Genomic DNA, 23,782 nt, shown 5'->3' with positions numbered 1-23,782 from the left:
CCGACGCCCGGCCCGATTAGCGTCGGGGGAGAGAACCGAGAGGACGAGGATGTCCGACTTCCCGTATCCGACCCGCCCGCCGCGCAGCACCCCCGAGTCGCGACACGGCGCACCGCCGAACCCGCGGCGGGAGACCCATCCCGAGATGCTCATCGATCGCGACGTCGAGGTCGTCACGCGCTCGGGCCGCACCGTGCAGGCGGACGTCTATCGTCCCGAGAGCGGCGAGCCGGCGGGCGTGCTCATCGCCTGGTCACCGTACGGCAAGCACGACCCCGCGCCGATCGGCCAGATCTACCCCACGAGTGGCGCGAAGCCGGAGTGGATGAGCGACCTCACCACGTTCGAGGGACCCGACCCCGTGTACTGGGTGCCCCGCGGCTACGCGCTCGTCATCGCCGACATCCCGGGCACCTGGTACGCGAAAGGTCCCGCGTCGTACATCTCGCCCGAGGAGGCGGAGGACTTCTACGACCTCATCGAATGGGCAGGCGTACAGCCGTGGTCGAGCGGGCGCGTCGGCCTGACCGGCGTGAGCTACCTCACGGTCGCGCAGTGGCGCGTCGCCGGGCTGAATCCACCGCACCTCGCCGCGATCAACCCGTGGGAGGGCTGGTCGGACACCTACCGCGAGGTCGCCCGGCACGGCGGCATCCCGGAGACGTCGTTCTGGCCCTACATCTGGGAACGGTGGGGCGCCTCGACGGGCGAGATCGAGGACCTCGAGCGTGAGAACCGTGAGCATCCGCTGTGGGACGACTTCTGGGCGTCGAAGGCGGCCGACCTCGAGACGATCACGGTGCCCGCGTTCGTCGTCGCGTCGTGGACCGACCAGGGCCTGCACACGCGCGGCACGCTCGAAGGGTTCCGCCGCATCTCGAGTCCGCGGAAATGGCTGCACGTGCACGGCGCCAAGAAGTGGGCCGAGTACTACCGTCCCGAGATGGTCGAGCTGCAGCGGCAGTTCTTCGACCACTTCCTGCTCGGTCGCGACACCGGCCTCGACGCGTGGCCCGCGGTGCGCGCCGAGGTGCGCGAGCGCTACGGAGTCGGCACGTTCGTCGAGAGCACGGCGTGGCCGCTGCCCGAGGTCGAGTACCGCACGCTCCACCTCGACGCGGCGTCGCGCGAGTTGCGCTCCGACCCGGTCGACGTCGAGTCGGGCGCGACGTACCACGGCCTCGGCGACCCGTTCGCGGCATCCCGGGTCGTGTTCGAGCACCGCTTCACAACGGACACCGATGTCGTCGGCCACGCGCGCGCCACCCTGTGGGTCGAGGCTCCGGAGGCGACCGACATGGATGTCTTCGTCGGCCTGTTCAAGCGCGACGCGGCGGGCGAGATCGTGCCGTTCGCCTACTACGCGCAGTTCGAGGACGGCCCCGTGGCGCTCGGCTGGATTCGGGCGTCGCATCGCGAGCTCGACGCCGAACTGTCGACCGACTCCCTGCCCGTGCTCGCGCATCGCCGGGAGCTGCCGCTCGAGACCGCGGGGCCGACGCGACTCGACCTCGAGATCCTGCCGTCCGGCACCCGGTTCGCGGCGGGGGAGTCGCTCGTGCTGGTCGTGCAGGGTCACGACCTCAAGCACTACCCGAAGCCCCTGGTCCACGCCCGGCACGAGAGCGACATCAACCGCGGGCCACAGGTGCTGCACACGGGTGGGCGGTACGACTCGCAGCTCGTCATCCCGATTCTTCCCAGGTAGGTCTCGACACGCGCCTGCGGCGCTACTCGCACACCCAGACGCACGCGAAACGCCCCCGGATCCGAGGACCCGGGGGCGTTCCGCTGTGTGAGGTATTACTGGACGGGACCGTAGCCCTGGCCGTTGAACTGCACGAGGGTCAGACCCTGGATCGCCGGCAGCGTGCGGTCGGTGGTGTTGACCGTGATGCCGTCGAGCAGGAGCGGGGCCTCGAAGTCCTCGATGGACTGCAGCGCCTCCATGAACGACGCCCGCGTGGGCTCCTCCATGTTCTTGAACGCCTCGGCGAGAATCGCACCCTCGGCGTACGACCACGCGCAGTGCGGGGTGTACGTCTCGGTGATCGTCTTGCCGTAGAGCTCGAACGCCTCGTTGTAGGCGATGACGTCCTCGTCCTCGGCGAACGCCGGCGAGACCGGCACCTTCGACAGCGACGTGGAGTACACCGCCGGGTAGGCGGCGCCATTACCCGGCACGACGACCGTGGCCGGCGTCGAGGTGTTCGACGGGAGGAAGATCTCCGGCAGCCAACCCAGCGACTGCGCCTTGGTCAGCACGCCCACCTGGAGCGGGGTGACCGACACGGCGCTGAGCAGGGCGTCGGCACCCGACGCGGCGAGCTCGGTGACCTGAGCGTCGAGGGTCGGGTCGGTCGGCTCGTAGGTCGCCGACGCGACGATCTCGACGTCCGAACCCTCGATCGCGGCCTCGAAGCCCGCCATGTAGTCGTCGCCGTAGTCGTCGTTCTGCGCGAGCGTCGCGACCGTCACCGCGCCGCGCTCGACGAGCAGCTCGCCGAAGGCCTTGCCCTCGTCGAAGTACGTCGGCAGCAGGCCCATCGTCCAGGGGTTCGCCTCCTGGTCGGACGAGAACATCGTCGCACCGGTCACGAGGAGCACCTGCGGGACACCCTGCTCGTTCGCGATCGGCATGATCGCCGCGTTGGTCGGCGTGCCGAGCGCACCGACGTAGGCGAAGATGCCCTCGTCGACGAGCTGGGTGAAGTTGGACTGCGCCTTCGCCGGGTCGTAGGTGTCGTCGAGGTAGGTCAGGTTCACCTCGCGGGTGTTCCCGTCGCCGAACTCGAATCCACCCGCGGCGTTGCCCGCCTCCAGGTAGGTGTACAGACCCGCGACAGTGCACGAGCCGGGACCTGCGGTGGCACCGCTCAGCGGGCTCGAGATGCCCAGGCTGAGCGAGTCGTCGGTGATGCCGGGGCTGACCTCGGCCTCGCCGCCGGTGTCCCCGCCGTCGCGGGAACAGCCCGCGATGAGGAGTGCGGCTGCTGCGCCGACGGCGATGACACCGGCGACACGGCTGGTCGATCGGAAGTTCATCATTGACCTTGCCTCTTTCTACTTTTTCTCGGTGGACTCCGGACCCGTGGACGCAGGCGTCCGGTCCGAAGGGTTCGGGGGAGTGGAGCGCCGGGCGGAACGGCGCCGCAGGGAGCGCACGATCTGCGTGATCCGGCGGGGGAGCGACACGAGTCCGCCGGGCACCAGGAAGAGCACCGCGAGCAGAATCGCGCCGGTGACGAACGACGTCAGCGACGGGTTGAACTCGTTCGCGATGACCGGCACGAGCATGTAGTAGATCGCGCCGAGGATCGAGCCGAGGATGCTCGCCGACCCGCCGATCACCATCGCCGCGACCATGTTGATCGAGTTGTGGAAGTTGAGGGTCTCGGGCGAGGTGTACTGCACGATGGCGAGGTAGAGGAAGCCCGCGACGCCGCCGAAGAGCGACGCGATCGTGAACGCGAGCACCTTGTAGCGGTAGGGGGAGATGCCCATCGCGATGGCGACCGACTCGTTCTCTTTGACGATGCGGAACGCGCGGCCGATCTTCCCCTTCACGAGGTTGCGCGCGATGAGGAACATGATGACGGCGATCACGAGAACGACGTAGTACCGCCACTGATCGTGGTCGAGGCCGATCCCCTCCGGCGCGCGCATCCAACTCACGGTGGTGCCCTGCGAGCCCCCCGTGAACTCGCGGAGACGCTTCGCGAGCGGGATGCCGATGATCGGCAACGTGATCGTCACCATCGCGAGGGCGAGGCCGCGCAGGCGGGCCGCGGCCAGGGCGACGAGCACGCCGACGATCGCGGGGATGACGGCGCAGAGGATGAAGATGAGCGGTACGGGCCAGCCCTGCACCACGCCGTAGGCGGCGATGTAGGCACCGAGGCCGAGGAAGGCGCTCTGGCCGAGTGAGACCTGTCCGGCGTAGCCCATGACGATGTTGAGACCGACGATCGCGACCGCGAAGACGGCCATGAGCGAGAGCTGCCGGTTGACGTACGGGCTCTGGGTAAGGGGCAGGACCGCGAGCACGACCGCGACGACCACCCCGAATCCGACCCGGACCCAGAGGTTGCGTGAGAGCTTGGCGAGGGTGTCCATCAGACGCGCACCACGACCTTCCGCCCGAAGAGGCCCTGTGGCCTGATGATGAGGATCACGATCATCAAGATGAGCGGCACCGCGATCTTGAGGTCGTTCCCGATGACGTCGATGTACGCCGCCGCGAGGTTCTCGACGACGCCGATGATCCACGCGGCGACCACGGCGCCGAGGGGCGAGTCGAGCCCACCGAGGATCGCCGCGGCGAGCGCGTAGACGAGCACGAAGTCGAGCATGACGGGGCTCACGAAGAGCTGGGGGGCGACGAGGATGCCGGCGATCGAGCCGAGCGCCGCCGCGAGGCCCCAGCCGATCATGAGCAGACGGCTCACGGGGAGGCCGGAGAGCGCCGCGGACTGCGGGTTGTCGGCCACGGCGCGCATCGCCAGCCCGAGCTTGGTCGCCCGGAACAGCAGCTGCAGCACGACCATGACGACCACGAGCACGACGATCGTGCCGAGGGCGCGGGCATCCACGTACACCCCGCCGAGGTTGAGCGTCGTGGTGCCGAAGAACGAGGGGAACTGCAGCGGCTCATAGCCGAAGAAGAACGCCGCGACGCCCGTGAAGGTGACGAACAGACCGATTGTGACGACGACCGTGGTGTCGTGGTCGCCACGCTCGAACGGCCGGACGATGACGCGCTCGACGGCCGCGCCGAGCAGGAAGCCGAAGGCGATCGCGATGAGGGCCGCCGCGACGAGCGGGATGCCGACGCGCTCCGCGAGGAAGTAGGCGACGAAGGTCGAGAGCACCGCCATCGCACCCTGAGCGAAGTTGATGACACCCGTCGCCCGGTTGACGAGCACGATCGCGAGAGCGAGTGCGCCGTAGATCGAGCCGGTCGCGAGACCCTCGATGACGAGCTGGATGAAGTAGGTCACATCAGCCTCCCAGGTACGCGCGACGTACCTCGTCCATACCCATGAGCTCGTCACGGCTGCCGGTGATCGACGTGCTGCCCGTTTCGAGCACGATCGCGTGGTCGACGACCGAGAACGCCAGCATCGCGTTCTGCTCGACGACGACCATCGCGACGCCCTGCTCGGTGCGGAGGCGCCTGACCGCCCGATAGACGTTCTGCGCCGTGCTCGGCGCAAGGCCTAGCGATGCCTCGTCGAGCAGGATGAGTCGCGGCTTCGCCATGATCGCCCGGGCGATCGCGAGCATCTGCTGCTCGCCACCGGAGAGAGCCGAGGCGTTCGAGCCGATGCGTTCGCGCAGATTGGGGAACAGGTCGAGGCAGAGTTCGAGGTCGTCGGCGATGCCCGCGCGATCCTTGCGGAGGTAGGCGCCGACCCGGAGGTTGTCGCGCACCGTGAGGTCGCCGATCGTGCCGCGACCCTCGGGCACGTGAGCGATGCCGAGCGCGGCGACCTGGTCCGGTCGCATACCCGTGATGTCCTTGCCGTCGAACGTGATCCGCCCGCCGACCGACACCATGCCGCTGATGGCCCGGAGCGTCGTCGTCTTGCCCGCGCCGTTGGCCCCGAGGATGCCGGCGGCCTCGTTGTCGCCGACGCTCAGCGAGATGCCGTGCAGCACCTGCGCGTGGCCGTACGACGCGGTGACGTCTTCAAGCTGCAGGAGGCTCATCCGCGACCTCCTTCCCGAGGTAGGCCTCGATGACCTGCGGGTCCGACTGCGCCTCGGCGGCGGTGCCCTCCATGAGCTTCGAACCGTGATCGAGGACGACGACACGATCCGTCAGGGCGGAGATGAGTCCCATGTGGTGCTCGACGATCACGATCGTGAGGTCGAAGTCGTCGCGCATCCCCCTGATCGAGGCGATGAAGTTCTCGACCTCGGCGTGCGTGAGGCCGGCGGCCGGCTCGTCGAGCAGCAGGAGCCGCGGGTGCGTCATGAGCGCGCGGCACAGCTCGACGCCCTTGTGCAGACCGTGGGGGAGTTCATCCGCGACCGTGTCGACGTAGTCGCCGAGGCCGAAGCGCTCGAGCAGCTCACGGGCCTCCGCGCGCGCTTCGCGCTCGCGCCGCAGCGTCGGCGGCAGGCGGAATGCCCAACTGAGGGGACCACCCGGGAGTTCGGTGTGCGCCCCGAGCAGCACGTTCTCGAGCAGCGTCGCCTCGAGGCGCAGGGCCGGATGTTGGAACGTGCGAGCCAGCCCCGCGAGATGCGTGAGCCGCGAGGCGGTCACCGAGGTCGCTTCGACATCGTCGATGCGGATCGAGCCCGATGTCGGGCGGTAGTGGCCGCTGATGCAGTTGAAGAGCGACGTCTTGCCGGCGCCGTTGGGCCCCACGAGCCCGAAGACGGCGCCGGGCTCGATCTCGAAGGTCACGTCTTGCAGCACCGAGATGCCGCCGAAACGTAGCGAGACATCCCTGAGCTTCAGCCGAGCGGCCATCGCCGTCCTCCGCTTCGTTGCAGAACTCCGGAACGGAGTGTGGTGGTGGTGGTGGGGAGTGTGGCCACGGTAACCCGTGGGACCGCGACCGGCAAGCCGTTTGTCGACAATTTCGTCGACCAACGGGCGCGAGGTGTTCTCCGGGGGGTCACTTCAACCCGGTGCGGCAATATGCCAGCGTGCTCGGCCACGTCGCCTCCTGCAGTGTGCTGTGAACGTAGGGGAGAGGTAGATTGTCGACAATTCGGTTCCCGACTAGTGGAAAGTCTGACATCGCGTGGCCCTGCAAGAGCGGATCCTCAGCGTCCTCGGCGCGTTCAACGCCGACCGCCCGAGCCTGAGCCTGTCGGAACTCGCCGAGATCACCGGGCTGCCGGTCTCGACGGCGCACCGCTTGGTGTCGCACCTCGTCGAATGGGGAGCGCTCGAGCGCGACGAGCGGCGACGTTACGTCATCGGTCTGAGACTGTGGGAGATCGGCGTGCTGTCGCCCCGGGCCTACCGTTACCGCGCGCGCATCCTGCCGTTCCTCGAAGAGCTCTTCGTGGCGACACGCGAACACGTCGTGCTCACGGCCCTCCTCGACGGCGAAGGGGTCATGGTCGAGCAGCTGCTCGGCCGACGAGGCGCCCGACTCGCCGCGGGACTGGGGGAGAGGCTGCCCCTGCACGCGTCGTCGCCCGGGCACGTCTTCCTCGCGTTCGGCCCGCCCGAGCTCTGGGAGACCATCGAGGCCGAACCGTTGCACGCCTACACGCCGCGCACCGTCGTCGACAGGGATGCTCTGCGCGCCGTCGTGCGCGACGTGCGGCGCACCTCGGTGTCGATCAGCGAGGGCGCGATCGTCAGCAGCACCGTGTCGATCTCGGCGCCGATCTTCGCGCACCGCGACGAGTTCTACGGCGCCGTGTCGATCGTCGCGACGATCGGGACCGTCGACCCGAACCTCCTCGCTCCCGCGGTGCTCCGCGCGGCGCGACTCATCAGCGCCGCGCTGCGAAGCGCGGGGGATGAGCCGCCGTTCCGGCCCCTGCGCCGTGCCGACTGACGGCGACGGAGACCGAGCAGGATTCGAGAAGACCTCGGCGCGACGGGGTGCCTATCGTGGGGCCACCGACGAGGGAGAGGACGGCCATGGCCGAGAAGAAGACATCCGAGGTGTTCAGCGCCGAGGAGAAGGCCGCCATGAAGGAGGCAGCCGCGGAGCGCAAGGCGCAGGCGAAGGCCGAGGACAAGCGCGCCGCGGGCACGAAGGCGGTGCGCGACGCGATCGAGAAGCTCGAGGGCGACGACCGGAAGATCGCCGAGCGGTTCTATGAACTCGTGAGTGAGAACGCGCCCGACCTCGTGCCGAAGACCTACTACGGGATGCCGGGCTTCGCGAACGCCGACGACAAGATCCTCGTCTTCCTCCAGCCCGCGTCGAAGTTCAAGGTGCGGTACTCGACGATCGGCTTCGAGCAGCCGGCGAAGCTCGACGACGCGCCGATGTGGCCGACCGCCTGGGGCATCACCGAATGGACGGATGCCGACGCCAAGAGGTTCGTCGCGACGCTCAAGAAGGCCATGGGGTGAGCGTCGACGACGCGTCAGGCGGAGGCGAGGAGCTCGCCCGACGCGTCGAACCGCAGCCAGCGGCCCGTCGATCGCACCTCGGGGTCGGCGTCGGGATCGCGCACGATCAGGACGGTCGTGTCGTCGATGAACCAGCTCGGCCCGCCCAGGAGGGGCGCGTGGCGCATCGCCCACTCGGGCGTCTGCTCCGGCAGGTAGTCCGCGCCGAGGTGGGGCATGAGGAACCAGTCGAAGAGCGGTACGGCGGGCACGCTCGACTCGAGTCCGAACTCGCGCAGCTCGTCGTCACCGAACGCCACCGCGGCCGCCTCCTGCAGCCGCGAGAAGATCATCGACCCGGCGCTCCAGCCGACGTAGACCTTCTCGTCGAGGAGTTCCCGCAGGAGCGGGGCGAAACCCGAGGACACCCAGGCGTGGGCGAGCCAGTGGTTGCTCCCGCCGTAGCCGAGGATCACGTCGGCGGCCCTCAGGCGTTCCTCGACGACCCCGCGCGGAGCGCCCAACAGCGACAGGACGTCCAACTCCGCCCAGCCGAGCCGCTGAACCAGCCCGAGATGCTCGAGCAGCGTCGTCTTGTCACCGGAGAACGGCAGGATCGCGTCGAGGACGACGACGACTCGAGCGCCGGCGAGCCGACCGCCTACGAGTTCCTCCAACGCGGCGACCGAGAGCTCGTCCCGGGGACCGTTCGACGTCAGAAGCATCCGCACGCCGGCATTCTTGCACGCTCGTAACATCCGATAAGCAGCATTATGTCAGTACACCGAGGGCGCCCCTCCTGGGAGAATCCTCCATCACCGTCGATCCGGACGTACACTCCGCACCAGGGAGACTCGGTCTCCCGGACTCTTCCGAAGCCTGCCTGGGTTCCCAGAACACCGATCGCTTCGTCGAAGGATCCTCATGACTTCTCCCGCCCTCGGCGCACCGCTCGCCGGCGCGTCCGGCCTGCCCACCCGCGCGTCCGCGTCGGCTCCGGCCGCGCTCATCCCCCTGCAGTCGCGACCCGGGCAGGTCGCGCTCGCGGCGCTGCGGCTCTCGACCGGGTTCATCTTCCTGTGGGCCTTCCTCGACAAGACGTTCGGCCTGGGCTTCTCGACGCCCGCGGAGCGCGCCTGGGTCAACGGCGGCACGCCGAGCCAGGGCTTCCTCCTCGGCGACGGAGTCGTCGGACCGCTCAAGCCGTTCTTCGCGGCGATCGCCAGCCCGGCATCCGACGTGCTCTTCATGCTCGGGATGCTCGGGATCGGCGTCGCGGTGATGCTCGGGATCGGCCTGCGGGTGAGCGCGGTGGCGGGCGCCGTCATCCTCGTGCTCATGTACCTCGCCGAGTGGCCGTTCGCCGCCGATGCCGGGTCGACCAACCCGCTCGTCGACTACCACATCGTCTACGCGCTCGCCCTGATCGCGATCGCAGCCCTCTCGGCGGGCGACTTCTGGGGCCTCGGGCGCCCGTGGAAGCGCCTCGGCGTCGTGCAGCGGATGCCGTGGCTGATCTGATCCCGGTGTGCCCGCGCGAGCAGGGGCGGCATCCGGCGTCGGCGTGATGCGGGAGAATCGACGGGTGCCCGCTGACCCCTCCTCCCCCAGCGGGATCGACCCCGCCGACCTCGAGGTGACCCTGCGGGTGCTCGCCGGTCTCGCGAAGGTCGACCGCGAGCACCCCGACTTCGTCGCCGTGCGCCGCGCGACCTCCGCGATGTTCAAGGACGTGAAGCGCGAGCGCCGCCGCGAGATCCGGGAGGCCGAGCAGGCCGCCGACAAGGCCGTCGTCGCGGCGACCGCCACGGGTGCGCCGGATCGCATCGACGACGAGACGCGCGGCGTGCCGATCTCGGGCACCGCCACCACGACCGCCGGCGTCTACCTCAAGCCCCGCGCCTGCTACATCTGCAAGCAGGACTACACGATCGTCGACGCGTTCTACCACCAGCTCTGCCCGTCGTGCGCGGCCATGAGCCACGCCAAGCGCGACGCCCGCACCGACCTCACGGGCAAGCGCGCGCTGCTCACGGGCGGTCGCGCGAAGATCGGCATGTACATCGCCCTGCGGCTGCTGCGCGACGGTGCGCACACGACGATCACGACACGCTTCCCGCGGGATGCCGTCCGCCGGTTCACGGGCCTCCCCGACTCCCCCGACTGGATCGATCGGCTTCACATCGTCGGCATCGACCTCCGCGACCCGGCGCAGGTGATCGCACTCGCCGAGTCGGTCGCCGCACGGGGGCCGCTCGACATCCTCATCAACAACGCCGCGCAGACGGTGCGCCGCTCCCCCGGTGCCTACTCGCCCCTCGTCGAGGCGGAACTCGCACCGCTGCCCGACGGGCCGCTCCCCGAGTTGCAGACCTTCGGCCACACGAACGATCAGCACCCCCGCGCGCTCGAGCGCTCGGTCGAGGCGCACCCGATCCTCGCCTCGGCGGCAGCCCGCGCCGACGAACTCACCGAGCTCGCGATGACCGCAGGGTCGTCGTCGCTCGACCGCCTCGCCGCCGGCACCGCGATCGACGCCGGCGGCCTCGTGCCCGATCTCGCCGCGACGAACTCGTGGGTGCAGTCGGGCGACCAGGTCGATCCGCTCGAGCTGCTCGAGGTGCAGCTGGCGAACGAGACGGCGCCGTTCATCCTCATCTCGAAGCTGCGACCGTCGCTCGCCTCCTCCCCCGCACGCCGCACCTACATCGTCAATGTGAGTGCCATGGAGGGCGTCTTCGGGCGGGGGTACAAGGGACCGGGGCACCCGCACACGAACATGGCGAAGGCCGCCGTCAACATGCTCACGCGCACGAGTTCTCGAGAGATGTTCGAGAACGACCGAATCCTGATGACGAGCGTCGACACCGGCTGGATCACCGACGAGCGCCCGCACCCGACGAAGGTGCGCCTCGCCGAGGAGGGCTTCCACGCCCCGCTCGACCTCGTCGACGGCGCAGCGCGCGTCTACGACCCGATCGTGCGCGGCGAGGCCGGCGAAGACCTCTTCGGCGTCTTCCTCAAGGACTACGCGCCCGGCGCCTGGTGACGACTCTTCCCGGCTCAGCACCCCTCGTGGTTGGCTGGCGCGCATGACGGAGCGGTCGCCGATCGACACGACGGGGTTCGGACGGAGCGTGCAGAGCGCGATCTACCGCGCGGGCGCGAGCGGCGGGCTGCCCGCCGTACCGACCCGGTGGGGCGACCTCGTCGGTGCCGCCGAGCGCGCGGTGAGCCCGGACGCGTGGGCGTACATCGCAGGGTCGAGCGGCCGCGAGGGTACCGCCGACGCCAACCACGCGGCGTTCGACCGGCGTCGTCTCGTGCCGCGGATGCTCCGCGACGTGAGCGAGCGCGACCTCTCGATCGAGCTCTTCGGCCACCGCTACCCCGCTCCCGTGATCGCGGCACCGGTGGGCGTTCTCGAGCTCGTGCACCGGGATGCCGACCTCGCGATCGCGCGCGCGGCCGCGTCGCTCGGGCTGCCCGCGGTGCTCTCGAGCCAGGCCTCGGTGCCGATGGAACGCGTGGCAGCCGAGGGCGGCGGCGGGCCGCTGTGGTTCCAGCTCTACTGGAGCCGCGACGACGAGCTCGTCGCGAGCCTCGTCTCGCGGGCCGAGGCGATCGGCGCGCAGGCCATCGTCGTGACGCTCGACACGACGATGCTGGGATGGCGTCCGCGCGACCTCGACCGCGCCTACCTGCCGTTCATCCGCGGCATGGGGATCGCCCAGTACACGTCCGATCCGGTGTTCCGCCGACTTGTCGCCGAGCGTGCGTCCCTCCCGCGCGATCCCGCGGCCCCGAAGCCCAAGGTGACCCCCGCGGCCGTGCGCACGCTCCTCGGCATGACGCGGCGGCATCCCGGCCGGTTCGGCGCCAATCTGCGCTCCGGCGAGCCGCGCGTCGCGGTCGAGACCTTCCTCGACGTGTTCTCGCGCACCGACCTCAGCTGGGAACGCCTGGGCTTCCTGCGCGAGCACACGAACCTGCCGATCGTGCTCAAGGGAATCCAGCATCCCGACGACGCACGCCGCGCCGCGGATGCCGGCGTCGACGGCATCGTCGTGTCGAATCACGCCGGCCGGCAGGTCGACGGCGGGATCGGCACGCTCGACGCGCTCCCCGGGGTCGTCGAGGCGGTGGCGGACCGGTTCCCCGTGCTGCTCGACAGCGGGGTGCGCGGCGGCGCCGACATCGTGAAGGCGCTCGCCCTCGGAGCCGCCGCGGTGCTCGTCGGACGCCCCTGGGTCTATGGACTCGCGGTCGCGGGTCAGGCAGGTGCCGAGGAGGTGCTGCGCAACCTCGTCGCCGAACTCGACCTCGTGCTCGGCCTCACCGGCCACCGCTCCCCCGGCGAGCTCACGGCCGACCTGCTGACGCCGTAAGCCTCACGCGGGGGGCGTCACGCCGTGGCGGCCCGCGACTGCTCCGCCATGTGCTCGAGCACGCGAACGACCTGCGACGAGTAGCCGTACTCGTTGTCGTACCAGACGTAGACGACGACATGGTGCCCCGTCGCGATCGTCGCGAGCCCATCGACGACGCCCGCGCGGTTGTTGCCGACGAAGTCGGTCGACACGACCTCCGACGACTCGAGGTAACCGATCTGGGTGCGGAGCGCGCCCGAGACCGACGCCGCCCGCAGCAGTGCGTTGAGCTCGGCGACCGTCGTCTCGGCGCCGAGGTCGAGGTTGAGGATCGCGAGCGAGACGTCGGGCGTGGGCACGCGGATCGAGTTGCCGGTGAGCTTCCCGGCGAGCTGCGGGAGCGCCTTCGCGACGGCGGTCGCGGCCCCGGTCTCGGTGATGACCATGTTGAGCGCGGCCGATCGTCCACGCCGGTCGCCCTTGTGGAAGTTGTCGATGAGGTTCTGGTCGTTCGTGTACGAGTGCACGGTCTCGACGTGGCCGTGCCGGATGCCGTAGGCGTCGTCGATGACCTTGAGCACGGGCGTGATCGCGTTGGTCGTGCACGACGCCGCCGTGACGATCGCGTCGCCGGGATCGATCTCGCGGTGGTTGATGCCGAAGACGACGTTCTTGAGCGGCGACTTCCCCGGCGCCGTGAGCAGCACTCGGGCGACGCCCGGCGAGGCCAGGTGCTTCGAGAGTCCCTCCTCGTCGCGCCAGCGGCCGGTGTTGTCGACGACGAGTGCGTCGCGGATGCCGTGGGCGGTGTAGTCGATCGCGGCGGGGTCGTCGGCATAGATGACCTGGATGAGCGTGCCGTTGGCCAGGATCGTGTTCGCTGCCTCGTCGATCTCGATCGTGCCGTCGAACACGCCGTGCACGGAGTCGTTGCGCAGCAGGTTGGCGCGCTTCTCGAGGTCGTTCGACACGCTCGACGAGCGCACGACGATCGCCCGCAGGCGCAGGCCGTTGCCGTTGGCGTGCCCGACGAGGATGCGCGCGAGCAGACGCCCGATGCGGCCGAACCCGTACAGGACGACGTCGGTCGGCTCCTGCGAGGTCCACGACTCGAGGCCCGCGACCGCCGCCCGTACGTGCTCCTCGCGATGCCGCGGATCGGCCGGCGCGTCCACGAGGAGCGCCCCGAGATCGAGCGAGACACCCTGCACGCCGAGCTCGTGCGCGAGGCGCAGCACGAGCATCGCGTCGGCCATGTCCACCTCGAACGCGTGCGCCTGCCGGGGCCGGAGTCCGCGCAGCAGCTGCGTCGCCGAGCGGTTCACGAGCTTCCGCCCGTGCACGTGCGGGATGACGTTCCGCTCACGGTGCAGCGTGCCGATGATCGGGATCGCGGTCTCGGCGAGGGCGACCCGGTCGAGCCAATCTCTCTGCGCGGCATCGATGGGCATGGGCATGCGGATTCCTTCCGGGAATCGGCGTCGGTGGCGAGACGCGGATGGACACTCCCATCCTGCCCTGTGCTTGGCTGTCGCCATGACCGGCGCAGCTCACGCACCGCAGTACGTCGTCGCGATCGACCAGGGCACGACGAGTACCCGCGCGGTCGTCTTCGACCATGCTGGGAGGCCTGTCGCCACCGGACAGCGCGAGCATCGACAGCACTTCCCGCGAGCAGGCTGGGTCGAGCACGACGCGAGAGAAATTCGCGACAACACCGACGCCGTCCTCGCCGAGGCCCTCGAGGCCGCGGGCGCGACGTCGGCCGATGTCGCCGCGATCGGCATCACCAACCAGCGCGAGACGGCGGTGCTCTGGGGTCGCGCGACCGGTGAGCCGATCTCCCCCGCGATCGTCTGGCAGGACACCCGCACGCAGGACCTCGTCGACCGTCTCGCCGCCGACGGCGGGGTCGACCGGTTCCGTGAACGCACCGGACTCCCCCTCGCGACCTACTTCTCGGCGACCAAGATCGCGTGGATGCTCGACCACGTCGACACCGCCCGCGAGCGGGCGGAGCGCGGCGAGCTCGCGTTCGGCACGACCGACACGTGGGTGCTCTGGAACCTCACCGGCGGACCGGACGTCGGCATCCACGCGACCGACGTCACGAACGCGAGCCGCACCCTGCTCATGGACCTCGCCACCCTCGCGTGGCACGACGACCTGCTCGCAGCGTTCGGCATCCCGAGCGCCCTGCTTCCCGAGATCCGCTCGTCGTCCGAGGTGTACGGCCAGGTCGCGGCGGGACCGCTCGCGGGGGTACCGATCGCCGGCATCCTCGGCGACCAGCAGGCGGCGACGTTCGGCCAGGTCGCGTTCGAGGCGGGCGAGTCGAAGAACACCTACGGCACCGGCAACTTCCTCATCGTCAACACCGGCACCGAGATCGTGCGCTCTGCGGGCGGACTGCTCACGACGGTCGCCTACCGGCTGGGCGACGGCGAACCGCACTACGCGCTCGAGGGCTCGATCGCCGTCACGGGTTCCCTCATCCAGTGGCTGCGCGACAACCTCGGCTTCTTCGAGCAGGCGGCCGACGTCGAGGAGCTCGCGCTCTCCGTACCGGACACCGGAGGCGTCGCCTTCGTGCCCGCGTTCTCGGGCCTGTTCGCGCCCTACTGGCGACCGGACGCGCGCGGCGCCATCCTCGGCCTGACCCGCTACGCGACCAAGGCCCACATCGCGCGCGCGGCACTCGAAGCCGTCGCGCTGCAGACCGTCGACGTCATCGACGCCGCGGTGGACGACCTCCCCTCCCCCATCGCCGAGCTGCGCGTCGACGGCGGCATGGTCGCCAACGACCTGCTCATGCAGTTCCAGGCGGATGTCCTCGGCGTCCCCGTCGTGCGTCCCGCCGTCATCGAGACGACCGCGCTCGGCGCCGCCTACGCCGCCGGGCTCGCGGTCGGCTTCTGGGCGGACCTCGACGAGCTGCGCGCGAACTGGAGCGAGGAGCGGCGGTTCGAACCTGGGATGTCCGACGACGAGCGCGCCGAGCGCTTACGCGTGTGGCGCAAGGCCGTCACGCGCACCTTCGACTGGGTGGACCCTTCGGTGGTCGAGTAGACGCCGCCGGCGGCGTGTCGAGACCTCTCGACTAGCCCCGGTTGGTGGCCGCGACCCAGGCGTCGAGCTTCGCGCTCGCCGCACCCGAGTCGATCGCGACCGCGGCCTCGCCGAGCTTCTCCGTGAAGCGCACGCGGATGTCGCGGTCTCCCTGCGCCGCGTCGCGCGCGAGATCCCAGGCCACGAGCCCCGCCGCGGCGTTGAGCAGCACGATGTCACGCACCGGCCCGTCGTCGCCCGCGAGCACGCCCCGAGCCACCGCGGCGTTGCGGGTCGCGTCGCCGCCGCGCAGATCGTCGATCGACGCCCTCGCGATGCCGAAGTCGCCCGGGTCGAGGTCGTGCTCGTGCACGTCGCCGCGGGAGACCTCCCAGACGTGCGAGTGACCCGTCGTCGTGAGCTCGTCGAGCCCGTCGTCGCCGCGGAAGACGAGCGCCGTCGCGCCGCGCGTGCGGAAGACACCCGTGATGAGCGGCACCTTGTCGAGTGCCGCGACGCCGATGCTCGACGCCTCCGGACGCGCCGGGTTGCAGAGCGGGCCGAGGAAGTTGAAGACCGTCGGGATGCCGAGCTCCCCGCGCACGGGGCCGGCGTGTCGGAAGCCGGGGTGGAAGAGCGCAGCGAAGACGAAGGTGATGCCCGCCTCCTCGAGCACCTCGGCGACCCGCTCCGGGGGCACCTGGAGGTCGACGCCGAGGGCCGTGAGCACGTCGGACGAACCCGAGGCCGACGACGCGGCGCGGTTGCCGTGCTTGATGACGCGCGCACCCGCAGCCGCGGCGACGATCGACGCCATCGTGGAGATGTTGACCGTGCCGAAGCGGTCTCCCCCGGTGCCGCACATGTCGAGGGCCATCGGGTCGACCGGGAGGGGCTGGGCGTGCGCCAGGATCGCGTCGCGGAATCCGACGATCTCGTCGACCGTCTCGCCCTTCGCCCGCAGCGCGACGAGGAACGCTGCGAGCTGCGCGGGGGTGGCCTCGCCCTCCATCACGCGCTCCATCGCCCAGGTCGCCTCGGCGATCGACAGATCGTCGCCGGCCAGCAGCTGGGTGAGCACAGCAGGCCAGGTGAGTTCCGTCGGCATGGCGTCGATCGTAGCGACCCCGGGTATCCGCCATAATGGACGGGTGAGCTCTGCACCGATCGCGCATGCCCCGGTAGGCGGCATCAACCGCCCGAACACCGTCCAGGTCGGAACGATCGTCTGGCTGGGCAGCGAGGTCATGTTCTTCGCCGGCCTGTTCGCGGTCTACTTCACGCTCAAGTCGACCTCCCCGGGCCTGTGGGCCGACCAGTCGTCGAAGCTCAACATCGTCTTCTCGGCGATCATCACGATCATCCTCGTGGCGTCGTCGTTCACCGCCCAGGCCGGCGTCTTCGCGGCCGAGCGACTGCAGAAGTGGCGCACCGGCGGGCCGCTGCAGTTCTGGAAGTGGGGCGTCGTGGAGTGGTTCTTCACGTCGTTCGCCCTCGGCGCGCTGTTCATCATCGGCCAGGTGTACGAGTACGCGCTCCTCGTCTCGGAGGGGGTGGCGTTCACCTCCGACTCCTACGGCTCGGCCTTCTACCTGACGACCGGCTTCCACGGTCTGCACGTGACCGGCGGGCTCCTCGCCTTCCTCATCGTCATCGGGCGCTTCTTCGCGGTGAAGAACTTCACCCACAAGGAGGCGGTCACGGCGATCGTCGTGTCCTACTACTGGCACTTCGTCGACGTCGTCTGGATCGGGCTCTTCGTCGTCATCTACGTCTTCCCGATCGCCGGAGTCTGAATCCATGCCACGCACTCGCCGCACGGGACGTCGCTCCCCGCTCGCCTCCGTCGCCCTCCTGCTGATCGGCCTGCTCGCCACGGGCGGCGCCTACGCCCTCGTGACGTCGAGCGCGACGGCCAGCACGACCGCTCAGGCGGAGGCCACGGCCGAGGAGGGCGAGAAGCTCTTCCTCGCGAACTGCTCGTCGTGTCACGGCACCGGCGCGATCGGCACGACCGACGCCCCGAGCCTCGTGGGCGTCGGTGCTGCGGCGGTCGACTTCCAGGTCGGCACGGGCCGCATGCCGATGGCCGCGTCCGGCCCGCAGGCCGAAGCCAAGCCCGTGCAGTTCACCGATGAGCAGATCGAGGCGATGGCGCTCTACGTCGCGACCCTCGGCGCCGGCCCGGGCATCCCGAGCGAGGCGCTGCTCACGAGCGGTGACGACGTCGCGAGCGGTGCCGAGCTGTTCCGCATCAACTGCGCGATGTGCCACAACGTCGCCGGCGCGGGCGGTGCCCTCACCGAGGGCAAGTTCGCCCCCGATCTCAAGGACGTCGACCCCGCGCACGTCTACGAGGCCATGGTCACCGGCCCGCAGAACATGCCGGTGTTCAGCGACCTGAACATCACCGCCGAGGACAAGGCCGACATCATCGCCTACCTCGAGTACCTCAACGACAACCCGTCGCCCGGTGGCCTCGACCTCGGTGGTCTCGGCCCCGTGTCGGAGGGTCTGTTCGTCTGGATCTTCGCGCTCGGCGCGATCGTCGGGGTGACCGTGTGGCTCACCTCGAAGGCCAACTGACTCACCGCGCCCGCGCCCGCATCTGAGAGATAGAGAGCACCTGAGCATGGCAGACCACGGCTCCACTTCCGGGAAGGACATCGTCGTCAAGGCGGATGCCCCCGGCACGGCCGTCGTGTCCTCCGACGCGATCGAGAACCCCGGCTTCCCGCCGTACCGTCCGCGCGTCAGCGACGTCGACCCGAAGAAGGAGCGCGCCAACGAGCGTCGTGTCGCCTGGTTCTTCTGGGCCTCCATCGTCGGCAGCATCTTCGCCGTCGTCGCCTACTTCGCGTTCCCGATCGACGCGGCCGACCCGGGCTCGGTGCGCACCAACAACGCGCTCCTCGGCCTCGGTATCGCGCTCGCGCTCTTCGGCATCGGCTTCGGCGCGGTGCACTGGTCGCGCACGATCATGGAGGGCCACGACCTCGTCGAGGACCGCAACGCCGGCCACCCGCCGGAGGAGAAGTACCAGAAGCGCGCCGGTGCCGCCGAGGTCTTCTCGCTCGGCAACAAGGAGTCGGGCTTCACGCGCCGCAAGCTCATCCGCAACTCGCTCATCGGCGCGCTCGTCGTCTCGCCGCTGCCCGCCGTGGTGCTCTTCCGCGACCTCGCGCCGGCGGACGACCCCGTCGAGCTGCTGAGCCACACGCTGTGGAAGGAGGGCACGCGCCTCGCGCGCGATCCCGACGGCACCCCGATCAAGGCGTCCGACGTGACCCTCGGATCCGCCTTCCACGTGATCCCGGAGGGGCTCGACGAACTCCACCACGGCAGACTCGAGGAGAAGGCCAAGGCCGCCGTTCTCCTCATGCGCCTCAAGCCCTCCGACCTCACGGTCTCGGAAGGCCGTGAGGACTGGAACTACGAGGGCATCGTGGCCTACTCGAAGATCTGCACGCACGTCGGCTGCCCCGTCGCGCTGTACGAGCAGCAGACCCACCACCTGCTCTGCCCCTGCCACCAGTCGCAGTTCGACATCAAGGAGGAGGCGAAGGTCATCTTCGGACCTGCCAAGCGTCCGCTGCCTCAGCTGCCGATCACCGTCGACGACGAGGGCTACCTCATCGCGCGGAGCGACTTCACCGAGCCCGTCGGGCCGAGCTTCTGGGAGCGTGCGCTGTGAGCGACGCCGTCAACCGTCCTGGTCAGGGCGAGGCCGTCGAGCCGACGGGCCGCGGGATGCGGTTCACCAACTGGGCCGCAGGCTACGTCGACGAGCGCTTCAAGCTCTCCGGCTGGGTGCGCGACTACGGTCGCAAGATCTTCCCCGACCACTGGTCGTTCATGCTCGGCGAGGTCGCGCTCTACAGCCTCATCGTCGTGCTGCTCTCCGGTACGTTCCTGACCTTCTTCTTCCAGGCCTCCATGGTCGAGGTCGAGTACGAGGGCTCCTACGTGCCGCTCAAGGGCATCGAGATGTCGGCCGCGATGGCGTCGACACTCGACATCTCGTTCGACGTGCGCGGCGGCCTGCTCGTGCGCCAGATCCACCACTGGGCGGCCCTGCTGTTCGTGGCGTCGATCGGCCTGCACATGCTCCGCGTGTTCTTCACCGGTGCCTTCCGCAAGCCGCGTGAGATCAACTGGCTGCTCGGGTTCACCCTCTTCATCCTCGCGATGGCCGAGGGCTTCACGGGGTACTCCCTTCCCGACGACCTGCTCTCGGGCAACGGCCTCCGCATCATCGACGGCATGGTCAAGGGTGTCCCGGTCATCGGCACCTGGATCTCGTATCTGCTCTTCGGCGGCGAGTTCCCGGGCACCCAGGTGGTGGGGATGTTCTACAGCCTCCACATCCTGCTGCTGCCCGCGATCCTGGTGGCGATCGTCGGCATCCACGTGATCATGGTGTTCGTCAACAAGCACACCCAGTACGCGGGTCCGGGTCGCACGAACGACAACGTCGTGGGTGTGCCGGTCATGCCGGTGTTCGCGGCGAAGGCCGGCGGCTTCTTCTTCATCGTGTTCGGCGTCATCGTGCTCGTCGCGGCGAACGTCACCATCAACCCGGTGTGGAACTACGGACCGTACGATCCCTCCCCCGTGTCGGCGGGTACGCAGCCCGACTGGTACATCGGCTTCGCCGACGGCGCACTGCGCCTCGTGCCGCCGGGCTGGGAGCTCGAGATCCTCGGCTTCACGCTGTCGCTCAACATCCTGGTGCCGCTGCTCGTGCTGCCGCTGTTCCTCGCGCTCGTGGCGTTCTACCCGTTCTTCGAAGCGTGGGTCACCGGCGACAAGCGTCACCACAACATCGCCGACCGTCCGCGGAACGCCCCGATGCGCACCGCGATCGGTGCGGCGGGCGTGACGTTCTACGCCGTGCTGTGGGCCGCCGCCTCCTCCGACCTCATCGCGACGCACTTCAAGCTCACGATCGAGGGCGTGACGCACGTGCTGCAGGCGCTCGTCTTCGTCGGCCCCGTGGTCGCGTTCTTCGTCGCGAAGCGCATCTGCATCGCCCTTCAGAAGAAGGACCGCGAGATCGCGCTCCACGGCTTCGAGTCGGGCCGTATCGTGCGGCTCCCGGGCGGCGAGTACGTCGAGGTGCACCAGCCGCTCAGCGACTACGAGCGGTGGCGCCTGGTCTCGTACGAGGACTACAAGCCGCTCATGGTGCGCCCCGACGCGCGCGGACGCATCTCCGTCGTGCAGCGCGTGCGTGCAGGCGTCTCGCGGCTGTTCTTCGAAGACCGCATCGCGCCGGTCACGAAGTCGGAGCTCGAGCACTCCTCGCACCACTGATCGTCGACGATCGACTGATCGTGCGAAGGCCGGAGGACACGCGTCCTCCGGCCTTCCTCGTGACGGGGATGTCGGGAGCCGGCAAGTCGACGCTCCTCGCCGAACTCGCGCGACGCGGCTGGCGGGCGGTGGATGCCGACGACGCGTCGTGGTGCACGTGGGACGACGGTGACGACCCCGGGTGGGTCTGGCGGGAGGATCGCATCCTCTCCCTCGTCGCCGAGAAGCGCCCCGCTCCCCTGGTCGTCGCCGGTACGGTGCCGAACCTCGGGATCGTCGCCTGGGACCGCACGATCCTGCTGAGCGCGCCGCTCGACGTGCTGCTCGACCGCGTCGAGCGCCGGAGTGACAACCTGTACGGCTCGGTGCCCGAGGAGCGTGCACTCATCGCCGAGCATCACCGCGACGTGGAGCCGCGGCTCCGGGCGTGGGTCGACCTCGAACTGGACGGCACCCGTCCCGTGAGTGAGCTGGCCGATGTGCTGGAGTCGCTCAGGCCGCGAGGCTGACGACGGCCCGCTGCGGCTCGGCGGCGACAGCGCGGCGCTCGAGGTCGCGTCCGACGTCGGCGGCGACCTCGGCGAGGCTCGTGTCGAGGGCCCCGACGACGGCGGAGATCATCTCGCTCGACGGCTCCTTGAGCCCCCGCTCCATCTCGGAGAGGTACTGCGGCGAGATGCCCGCGCGCTTCGCCGTGTCGACGAGCGTCTGGCCGCGGTCGGCGCGGAGGTCACGCAGCCGGCGGCCGAGCACCTCACGCCAGAGCGGCTCAGGAACGGCGGTGCGTCGTCGCGGAGCGTCGTCGATCGGAGTCACGTCGGCCATGATCCACGGTACCGAGCGGAGTTCCCCTCGCTCGCGCGGATCCGCTCAGGGCAGAACGCTACGGGAGGACGCGCCCGGCGACCGCGCGATCGGCCGGGAAGAAGCGTCGCATGTACTCGGCCGCGTCGGCGAAGCCCAGGCGGTCGTAGAACCCGCCCGACCGACGGCTCGCGACGGTGAGCTGCGTGACACCGCGGCGCTCGCACTCCGCCTCGACGGCGCGCACGAGGAGGGTGCCGTAGTCGCGGCCGCGGGCCTCCTCGTCGACGACGATCTCCTGCAGCTGCGCCGACGGCCCGTTGGTGGCGAGCAGCGGCACGATCGTCGTGAGCGCGTAACCCCCGAGTCGCTCGGTGCCGTCGTCGACGACGAGCAGGAGCACGGTGGGGTGCTCGCCCGCGAAGTACGACCCGAGGGTGGCGTCGTACGCGGCGCGATCGGGTTGGAAGGCGTGTCCGAGCTGCTGCACGAGCGCGTACAGAGCATCCTCGTCGCCCGGACGGGCCTCCCGGATCACGCCAGCCATGTCAGCGTGCGAAGTTGCCGCGGTAGTACTCGTACTGCCAGCCGATGACGCCGAGCAGCACGATCGGGGCACCGATGAAGGTGATCCAGATACCGACCGCGAAGCCGAGGAACATGAGCGCGAGGCCTGCGGCCAGGACCATCGGCCACCAGCTCCACGGGCTGAAGTGGCCCACCTCGGGGTCGCCGTCGTCGATGTCCGCCGTGGGGATGTCCTCGGGGATCTCGCCGCGCTGCGCCCGCTTCGTGATCGTGATGTAGAACGCGAGGAAGACCGACATCACCGCGCCGAGGGCGATGCCGAGCGTGCCGACCCACTCGACGCCCTGCGCCGTGAGCGCCGTCGCGCCGTCGGCGGGGGTGTTGGCATGATCGATGAGCGACCAGATCGTGTACGCGGCGGCGGACAGGCCGAAGAAGGCCGCCAGCAGCCAGAAGATGTTCGCGTTGACGCGCACGTTACTTCACCTCTCCGTCGGCGAGATCGACGACCGGACGTTCGGGGGCATCCTTGAGCGGGCCGACACCGACCTGCGCGCCCGCTTCCGGGTGGTGCAGATCGAACGCGGGCGACTCGGAGCGGATGCGCGGGATGCTCGTGAAGTTGTGACGCGGCGGCGGGCACGAGGTGGCCCACTCGAGCGACCGCGCGTTGCCCCACGGGTCGTCGACGGTGACCTTCTCGCCGCGGCGCGCGGTGACGAAGACGTTGAGGAAGAACGGCAGCATCGACGCCGCGAGCAGGAACGCTCCGACCGTCGAGAGCTGGTTCATCCAGGTCAGCCCGTCTTCAGGCAGGTAGCTCCAGTAGCGTCGCACGCCGCCCATGACGCCGATCCAGTGCTGGATGAGGAACGTCATGTGGAAGCCGATGAACAGCATCCAGAAGTGCACCTTGCCGAGACGCTCGTTGAGCATCTTGCCCGTCCACTTCGGCCACCAGAAGTAGAAGCCGGAGAACATCGCGAAGACGACGGTGCCGAACACGACGTAGTGGAAGTGGGCGACGACGAAGTAGGTGTCGGAGACGTGGAAGTCCAGCGGCGGGCTCGCGAGGATGACGCCGGTGAGGCCGCCGAAGGTGAACGTGATGAGGAAGCCGATCGCCCAGAGCATCGGGGTCTCGAAGGTGACCGAGCCGCGCCACATCGTGCCGACCCAGTTGAAGATCTTCACGCCGGTCGGCACCGCGATGAGCATCGTCAGCAGCGCGAAGAACGGCAGAAGCACCGACCCGGTGACGTACATGTGGTGGGCCCACACCGTGATCGAGAGCGCCGCGATCGCGATCGTCGCGTAGACGAGCGTCTTGTAGCCGAAGATCGGCTTGCGGCTGAACACCGGGAAGATCTCGGACACGATGCCGAAGAACGGCAGCGCGATGATGTAGACCTCTGGATGCCCGAAGAACCAGAACAGGTGCTGCCACAGGATCGCGCCGCCGTGGGCGGTGTCGAACACGTGGGCGCCGAGCAGGCGGTCCGCCTCGAGCGAGAGCAGCGCGCCGGCGAGCACCGGGAACGCGATCAGCACGAGCAGGCTGGTGACCAGCGTGTTCCAGACGAAGATCGGCATCCGGAACATCGTCATGCCGGGCGCGCGCAGCGTGAGGATCGTCGCGATGAAGTTGACGGCGCCGAGGATGGTGCCGAGACCCGCC

24 protein-coding genes are annotated in these 23,782 nt (G+C 69.5%); 12 read left to right on the top strand and 12 right to left on the bottom strand.

From position 1 onward, the window contains the following. The first annotated feature begins 49 nt into the window (after positions 1 to 49). Positions 50 to 1,708, top strand: a complete 1,659-nt coding sequence (locus tag ACO1X9_RS10010) for a CocE/NonD family hydrolase (RefSeq protein ID WP_486350686.1) — start codon at positions 50 to 52, stop codon at positions 1,706 to 1,708. Between the two features lie 95 nt (positions 1,709 to 1,803). Here the strand turns inward: ACO1X9_RS10010 and ACO1X9_RS10005 are convergent, their stop codons facing one another. From ACO1X9_RS10005 to ACO1X9_RS09985, 5 genes are read right to left on the bottom strand one after another with little or no spacing between them, the layout of a single operon-like run. Continuing rightward, positions 1,804 to 3,045 carry an ABC transporter substrate-binding protein gene (locus ACO1X9_RS10005; RefSeq protein ID WP_486350685.1) on the bottom strand — a complete coding sequence of 414 codons (1,242 nt, stop codon included), beginning with the start codon at positions 3,043 to 3,045 and terminating at the stop codon, positions 1,804 to 1,806. 18 nt (positions 3,046 to 3,063) lie between these two features. After that, positions 3,064 to 4,116, bottom strand: coding sequence for a branched-chain amino acid ABC transporter permease (locus tag ACO1X9_RS10000; RefSeq protein ID WP_486350684.1), 1,053 nt, complete (start codon positions 4,114 to 4,116; stop codon positions 3,064 to 3,066). Further along, on the bottom strand, positions 4,116 to 5,000 hold the full coding sequence (locus ACO1X9_RS09995) for a branched-chain amino acid ABC transporter permease (protein WP_486350683.1): 885 nt from the start codon (positions 4,998 to 5,000) through the stop codon (positions 4,116 to 4,118). The genes ACO1X9_RS10000 and ACO1X9_RS09995 overlap by 1 nt, the downstream gene beginning before the upstream one ends. Before the next feature lies 1 nt (position 5,001). Next, the gene (locus tag ACO1X9_RS09990) at positions 5,002 to 5,712 is read right to left on the bottom strand and encodes an ABC transporter ATP-binding protein (protein WP_486350682.1); all 711 of its coding nucleotides are present in this window, start codon (positions 5,710 to 5,712) and stop codon (positions 5,002 to 5,004) included. After that, complete coding sequence (locus ACO1X9_RS09985; RefSeq protein ID WP_486350681.1) at positions 5,693 to 6,484, bottom strand: ABC transporter ATP-binding protein; 792 nt, start codon at positions 6,482 to 6,484, stop codon at positions 5,693 to 5,695. The genes ACO1X9_RS09990 and ACO1X9_RS09985 overlap by 20 nt, the downstream gene beginning before the upstream one ends. Before the next feature lie 277 nt (positions 6,485 to 6,761). Here ACO1X9_RS09985 and ACO1X9_RS09980 point away from each other — a divergent pair, with 277 nt between their 5' ends. Beyond that, complete coding sequence (locus ACO1X9_RS09980; protein WP_486350680.1) at positions 6,762 to 7,532, top strand: IclR family transcriptional regulator; 771 nt, start codon at positions 6,762 to 6,764, stop codon at positions 7,530 to 7,532. A gap of 86 nt (positions 7,533 to 7,618) precedes the next feature. After that, a complete protein-coding gene (locus tag ACO1X9_RS09975; RefSeq protein WP_486350679.1) occupies positions 7,619 to 8,059 on the top strand; it encodes a hypothetical protein in 441 nt (146 codons plus the stop codon). A 14-nt stretch (positions 8,060 to 8,073) separates the two neighbouring features. On the opposite strand, the gene ACO1X9_RS09970 is transcribed toward ACO1X9_RS09975, so the two are convergent. Further along, on the bottom strand, positions 8,074 to 8,763 hold the full coding sequence (locus ACO1X9_RS09970; RefSeq protein WP_486350704.1) for a Type 1 glutamine amidotransferase-like domain-containing protein: 690 nt from the start codon (positions 8,761 to 8,763) through the stop codon (positions 8,074 to 8,076). A 199-nt stretch (positions 8,764 to 8,962) separates the two neighbouring features. On the opposite strand from ACO1X9_RS09970, the gene ACO1X9_RS09965 reads away from it, so the two are divergent. The 3 genes from ACO1X9_RS09965 to ACO1X9_RS09955 all read left to right on the top strand — a co-directional run bounded on the left by ACO1X9_RS09965 (position 8,963) and on the right by ACO1X9_RS09955 (position 12,426). Then, complete coding sequence (locus ACO1X9_RS09965) at positions 8,963 to 9,559, top strand: DoxX family protein (protein ID WP_486350678.1); 597 nt, start codon at positions 8,963 to 8,965, stop codon at positions 9,557 to 9,559. A gap of 64 nt (positions 9,560 to 9,623) precedes the next feature. Next, the gene (locus ACO1X9_RS09960) at positions 9,624 to 11,087 is read left to right on the top strand and encodes an SDR family NAD(P)-dependent oxidoreductase (protein WP_486350677.1); all 1,464 of its coding nucleotides are present in this window, start codon (positions 9,624 to 9,626) and stop codon (positions 11,085 to 11,087) included. 43 nt (positions 11,088 to 11,130) lie between these two features. Further along, positions 11,131 to 12,426, top strand: a complete 1,296-nt coding sequence (locus ACO1X9_RS09955; RefSeq protein WP_486350676.1) for an alpha-hydroxy-acid oxidizing protein — start codon at positions 11,131 to 11,133, stop codon at positions 12,424 to 12,426. Between the two features lie 17 nt (positions 12,427 to 12,443). Here ACO1X9_RS09955 and ACO1X9_RS09950 read toward each other — a convergent pair whose 3' ends face one another. After that, positions 12,444 to 13,865 carry a glyceraldehyde-3-phosphate dehydrogenase gene (locus tag ACO1X9_RS09950; protein ID WP_486350675.1) on the bottom strand — a complete coding sequence of 474 codons (1,422 nt, stop codon included), beginning with the start codon at positions 13,863 to 13,865 and terminating at the stop codon, positions 12,444 to 12,446. A gap of 79 nt (positions 13,866 to 13,944) precedes the next feature. Between ACO1X9_RS09950 and glpK the strand changes: the two genes are divergently transcribed. Continuing rightward, positions 13,945 to 15,477, top strand: coding sequence for a glycerol kinase GlpK (gene glpK, locus ACO1X9_RS09945; protein WP_486350674.1), 1,533 nt, complete (start codon positions 13,945 to 13,947; stop codon positions 15,475 to 15,477). A gap of 31 nt (positions 15,478 to 15,508) precedes the next feature. Here glpK and trpD read toward each other — a convergent pair whose 3' ends face one another. After that, a complete protein-coding gene (gene trpD, locus ACO1X9_RS09940; RefSeq protein ID WP_486350673.1) occupies positions 15,509 to 16,564 on the bottom strand; it encodes an anthranilate phosphoribosyltransferase in 1,056 nt (351 codons plus the stop codon). Between trpD and ctaE the strand changes: the two genes are divergently transcribed. The 5 genes from ctaE to ACO1X9_RS09915 are packed head-to-tail and all read left to right on the top strand — an operon-like array spanning position 16,563 to position 21,281. Further along, positions 16,563 to 17,252, top strand: coding sequence for an aa3-type cytochrome oxidase subunit III (gene ctaE / locus ACO1X9_RS09935; RefSeq protein ID WP_486350672.1), 690 nt, complete (start codon positions 16,563 to 16,565; stop codon positions 17,250 to 17,252). The two genes, trpD and ctaE, sit on opposite strands and share 2 nt — an antisense overlap. Before the next feature lie 4 nt (positions 17,253 to 17,256). Then, a complete protein-coding gene (gene qcrC / locus ACO1X9_RS09930; protein ID WP_486350671.1) occupies positions 17,257 to 18,042 on the top strand; it encodes a cytochrome bc1 complex diheme cytochrome c subunit in 786 nt (261 codons plus the stop codon). Positions 18,043 to 18,088: 46 nt separating this feature from the next. After that, positions 18,089 to 19,150, top strand: coding sequence for a cytochrome bc1 complex Rieske iron-sulfur subunit (qcrA, locus tag ACO1X9_RS09925; RefSeq protein WP_486350670.1), 1,062 nt, complete (start codon positions 18,089 to 18,091; stop codon positions 19,148 to 19,150). Positions 19,151 to 19,206: 56 nt separating this feature from the next. Then, positions 19,207 to 20,772: a cytochrome bc1 complex cytochrome b subunit gene (gene qcrB, locus ACO1X9_RS09920; RefSeq protein ID WP_486350703.1), complete on the top strand. Its 1,566-nt coding sequence runs from the start codon at positions 19,207 to 19,209 to the stop codon at positions 20,770 to 20,772. Between the two features lie 20 nt (positions 20,773 to 20,792). Then, positions 20,793 to 21,281, top strand: coding sequence for an AAA family ATPase (locus tag ACO1X9_RS09915; RefSeq protein ID WP_486350669.1), 489 nt, complete (start codon positions 20,793 to 20,795; stop codon positions 21,279 to 21,281). Here the strand turns inward: ACO1X9_RS09915 and ACO1X9_RS09910 are convergent. The 4 genes from ACO1X9_RS09910 to ACO1X9_RS09895 all read right to left on the bottom strand — a co-directional run. Continuing rightward, the gene (locus ACO1X9_RS09910) at positions 21,265 to 21,597 is read right to left on the bottom strand and encodes a helix-turn-helix domain-containing protein (RefSeq protein ID WP_486350668.1); all 333 of its coding nucleotides are present in this window, start codon (positions 21,595 to 21,597) and stop codon (positions 21,265 to 21,267) included. The genes ACO1X9_RS09915 and ACO1X9_RS09910 overlap by 17 nt on opposite strands. Before the next feature lie 58 nt (positions 21,598 to 21,655). Beyond that, entirely contained in the window at positions 21,656 to 22,123 is a 468-nt protein-coding gene (locus tag ACO1X9_RS09905; protein ID WP_486350667.1) for a GNAT family N-acetyltransferase, read from the bottom strand. Between the two features lies 1 nt (position 22,124). After that, positions 22,125 to 22,580, bottom strand: a complete 456-nt coding sequence (locus ACO1X9_RS09900; protein ID WP_486350666.1) for a cytochrome c oxidase subunit 4 — start codon at positions 22,578 to 22,580, stop codon at positions 22,125 to 22,127. 1 nt (position 22,581) lies between these two features. Beyond that, positions 22,582 to 23,782: cytochrome c oxidase subunit I (locus ACO1X9_RS09895; RefSeq protein WP_486350665.1), on the bottom strand; the 1,201-nt coding region annotated here is incomplete at its 5' end.

The organism is Pseudolysinimonas sp. (assembly GCF_057350545.1).
This window is presented reverse-complemented; position numbering and strand designations above follow the sequence as displayed.